Annotated in this window: 5 protein-coding genes and 1 pseudogene; 5 read left to right on the top strand and 1 reads right to left on the bottom strand. The window is 67.4% G+C overall.

What is annotated here, in order from left to right; genetic code table 11:
* From WA944_RS11085 to WA944_RS11065, 5 genes and pseudogenes are all read left to right on the top strand, one after another.
* A pseudogene (locus WA944_RS11085) lies at positions 1–243 on the top strand (TIGR00374 family protein); the annotation flags it as partial.
* A gap of 32 nt (positions 244–275) precedes the next feature.
* Positions 276–1,502, top strand: coding sequence for a M23 family metallopeptidase (locus WA944_RS11080; protein WP_526646929.1), 1,227 nt, complete (start codon positions 276–278; stop codon positions 1,500–1,502).
* The gene (locus tag WA944_RS11075) at positions 1,489–1,887 is read left to right on the top strand and encodes a DUF3054 family protein (RefSeq protein WP_526372688.1); all 399 of its coding nucleotides are present in this window, start codon (positions 1,489–1,491) and stop codon (positions 1,885–1,887) included. The genes WA944_RS11080 and WA944_RS11075 overlap by 14 nt, the downstream gene beginning before the upstream one ends.
* Positions 1,884–2,204: an amino acid permease gene (locus WA944_RS11070; RefSeq protein ID WP_526372687.1), complete on the top strand. Its 321-nt coding sequence runs from the start codon at positions 1,884–1,886 to the stop codon at positions 2,202–2,204. Before WA944_RS11075 ends, WA944_RS11070 begins: the two co-directional genes overlap by 4 nt.
* Positions 2,150–3,316 carry an amino acid permease gene (locus WA944_RS11065; protein WP_526372686.1) on the top strand — a complete coding sequence of 389 codons (1,167 nt, stop codon included), beginning with the start codon at positions 2,150–2,152 and terminating at the stop codon, positions 3,314–3,316. Before WA944_RS11070 ends, WA944_RS11065 begins: the two co-directional genes overlap by 55 nt.
* A 30-nt stretch (positions 3,317–3,346) precedes the next feature.
* Here the strand turns inward: WA944_RS11065 and WA944_RS11060 are convergent.
* On the bottom strand, positions 3,347–3,667 hold a 321-nt coding region (locus WA944_RS11060), incomplete at its 5' end, for a sensor histidine kinase (RefSeq protein ID WP_526646927.1).

The following is a 3,667-nucleotide window of genomic DNA, read 5'->3' as shown; positions in this document are numbered from 1 at the left end:
GCGATATCCGCGATGCTGGTCTACCGGTTGATCAGCTGGATCTTCATCGCCGTGATCGGCTGGGTGATCTTCTTCTTCATGTTCCGCACCGAAAAGGACATCGATCCCGACACCGGTCCGGTCGTCGTTCCGGTGGCGGTCGTCGAAACCACGAAGGCAGCACAGTTCAGTCCCGACCCGGAGGCCCCCCACCCACCCGGCGCCGCCCCCTCCGGGCCGGCGCCCGAAGATCCCGGCAGGTAGCGAAGAAAGTGAGCCCTAGACACATTCGTTCATTGATCGGCGCCGGTTCGGTCGCTTCGCTATTGCTGACGGCAGGCTGCTCCGCTGCGCCCGAGACCACGCCCGTCGGCACCAGCGCGGCTTCGGCCTCGGTGGCCCCCACGGCCACACCGCCCGCGCCGTCCGTGGCGACGCCGTTGGTGGCGCAGGTGCTCGCGGCGCCGATACCGGTGCCCGGCACCGACGGCAAGGTACACGTTGCCTACGAACTGCAGCTGACGAACGCCCTCGCCCAGGACGTGACGGTCACATCCGTTGATGTCCGCGCCGGGAACCGAACGCTGCTCAGCATGCCGGGCGACCGCCTCGCCTACTGGACGCGCATCATCGGAACCCCCACGCCGACAACAACAATCGGTGCGGGACAGAGCGCGTTCGTGTGGCTGGACGTGGCACTGGCCCCGGACGAGGTCGTTCCGGACCAGCTGACCCACGCCGTCGGCATCTCGGTGCCGCAGCCGATGCCGCCACTGTTCGAAGCCGCCATGACCGAGAACGTCGCTCCGGTCACCGTGGCGAAGCGGGAACCGGTCGTCCTCTCGCCGCCACTGGCCGGACCGAACTGGCTCAACGCCAACAGTTGCTGCGACATGACCCCGCACCGCACTGCGCTCAATCCGATCGACGGCCAGATCTGGGCGGCCGAGCGGTTCGCGATCGACTACCTCCAACTGGGCCCCGACGGCCGGATTTCCACCGGTGAACCGACGGATGTGAACAGCTACCCGTACTTCGGCGCCGACATTCTGGCGGTCGGCGACGGCCCCGTGGTGTCGACGCTGGACGGCTTGGTCGAACAGGTCCCCGGGACAGCAACGACAGGGTTGACCCTCGAGCAGTACGGCGGCAACCACGTCGTGCAGGACCTCGGTGACGGCACCTACGCGTTCTACGCCCACCTCCAGACCGGGACGGTCAAGGTCAAGCCCGCCGACCAACTGACCGCTGGCCAGGTGATCGGTTCATTGGGCAACAGCGGCAACACCGATGCACCCCACCTGCACTTCCACGTGATGAACTCACCCGACCCGCTTCGGTCCGACGGTCTGCCGTTTGTGCTGTCGTCATTCCAGCTGGACTCGCGGCTCACCGGCGGTCCCGAAGCGCTCGGCGCGCTCCTCGATGGCCGCCCTGCCGAGCTGCAACCAGGATTCGCTCCACGCGGCGAGAACGACACCAGTCCACTTGTTTACGATGTGATGACCTATGCGCAACGGTGACCGCCCGTCGGCGCGTGTGGCGGCGGGGGCACTGGCCGCCGACGTCGTGTGCGTCGTGCTGTTCTGCTCGATCGGGCGGCGCAGCCACGCCGAGGGACTGACCGTCAGCGGAATCGCCGAGACCGCATGGCCTTTCCTCACCGGAACAGCTCTGGGCTGGATGCTCGCGCGCGGCTGGCAGCGCCCGGCCTCACTCGCCCCCACCGGCTTGGTCGTCTGGGTGTGCACCGTGGTGGTCGCGATGCTGTTGCGCAAGGCCACCTCTCAGGGCACCGCCGTCAGCTTCATCGTGGTCGCCTCGGTGACGACCGCGGTGCTGCTGTTGGGGTGGCGGGCACTGGCCGGTGCCCGTCGTCGAACACCGGAAGGGTGGGTCCCACAATGAAGCGAAAAGCGGTCGAAGCCGAAGACACGTCGTTTCTGAAAGTCCTCGGCAACTGGGACGTCCTCGCGCTGGGCTTCGGTGCCATGATCGGTTTCGGCTGGGTGGTGCTCACCGGTGACTGGATCGGGTCCGCGGGCACGCTGGGAGCCGTGCTGGCCATGGCCGCGGGCGGAGTGATCATGGCCGTGGTCGGCCTGACCTACGCCGAGCTGACCGCGGCCATGCCGAAAGCCGGCGGCGAGCACAACTCCTGCTCCGGGGGATGGGGCCGCGATGGTCGTTCATCGGATCCTGGGGCATCGTCGGCGGATACGTGACGATCGTGGCGTTCGAGGCCGTCGCCCTGCCCAGGACCGCGTTGTACCTCTTCCCGGGCCTCAACCACGTTCGGCTGTGGGACGTCGCGGGCAGCGAGGTGTATCTCACCTGGGCGCTGGTCGGCGCGATCGCTGCGGTCGTGATCACCGCCATCAACATCCTCGGCGTCAAGTTCGCGAGTGTGGTGCAGACCTTTGTCGTCGTGCTGTTGCTGGTCATCGTGCTGATGCTGGTGGTCGGTGCCTTCACCGGCGGGGAGACCGGCAACATGGCACCGCTCTTCACTGGCGGCGCGGCCGGATTCTTCGCCGTGCTGGTGGTGGTGCCGTTCCTGTTCGTCGGTTTCGACGTCATCCCGCAGTCCGCGGAGGAGGTGAACGTGCCCGCCCGGCAGATCGGACGGTTGGTGGTCATCGCCGTGGTGCTGGCGACGATCTTCTATCTCCTGGTCATCGTGACGACCTCGTCGGCGATGCCGGTGAGCGAGCTGGCCGACGCCGACATCGCCACCGCGGACGCGTTCGGCGCCATGTTCAGCAGCGACTTCATGGCGAAGGTGTTGATTGCCGGCGGCATCGCCGGAATCCTCACCTCGTGGAACTCACTGCTGCTCGGTGCATCTCGACTGATGTACTCGATGGCGCGCTCCGGGATGCTGCCCGCCTGGTTCGGCAGACTGCACCCGAAATTCCGCACCCCGGTCAACGCGCTGCTGTTCATCGGCGGGCTGTCGTTTATCGCCCCGTTCCTCGGTGAGGCGATGCTGGTCTGGCTGGTCGACTCCGGTTCTCCCAGCATCGTGATCGCCTACCTGCTGGTGTCCATCGTCTTCCTGGTCCTGCGCCGGCGGGAGCCGCTGATGGATCGGCCGCTTCGGGTCGGCGGGCAGGGCAAGGGCGGCCTGCTGATCGGTGGCGCCGCGGTGGTGCTCTGCTTCGGACTGCTGAGCCTCTACCTGCCGGGGATGCCCGCGTTCCTCGACATGCCGCCGTGGATCCTGTTCGGTGTGTGGTGGGCGATCGGCGCTTTCTTCCTGCTCCGCATCCCGACGGGTATCAAGCCGGGTGAGGACACCGAACATCGGTTGCTCGAGGCGCTGAAGAAACGGTAGGCAGAAGCGGTAGGCGAGGGCCGGAGCCGACTACTCCTCAGCATCCTCGTGCAGCTGCGGGGATATCAGCATCGTGAACGTCGCCCTGAGCCCACCGAGGGGGCCGTCCGAGAGCTCGATCGTGCCGCCGTGCAGCGTCGCCTGCTGGGCGACCAGGGCCAGACCCAGCCCGGAGCCGCCCGGCGCGGCGTTGCTTCCACGGGAGAAGCGGCCCAGGACCGACTCGTGCTCCTCGGCAGGCAGCCCGCGGCCGTTGTCGTCGACGACGATGGTCATCGTTCCGTCGTGGCGGTGCGCGGCGAGCAGGATCCGGGTGGCGTCGCCGTGGGTGATGGCGTTGCGCACCAGGTT

The organism is Mycobacterium sp. (assembly GCF_049683355.1).
Classification (GTDB): domain Bacteria; phylum Actinomycetota; class Actinomycetes; order Mycobacteriales; family Mycobacteriaceae; genus Mycobacterium.
This window is presented reverse-complemented; position numbering and strand designations above follow the sequence as displayed.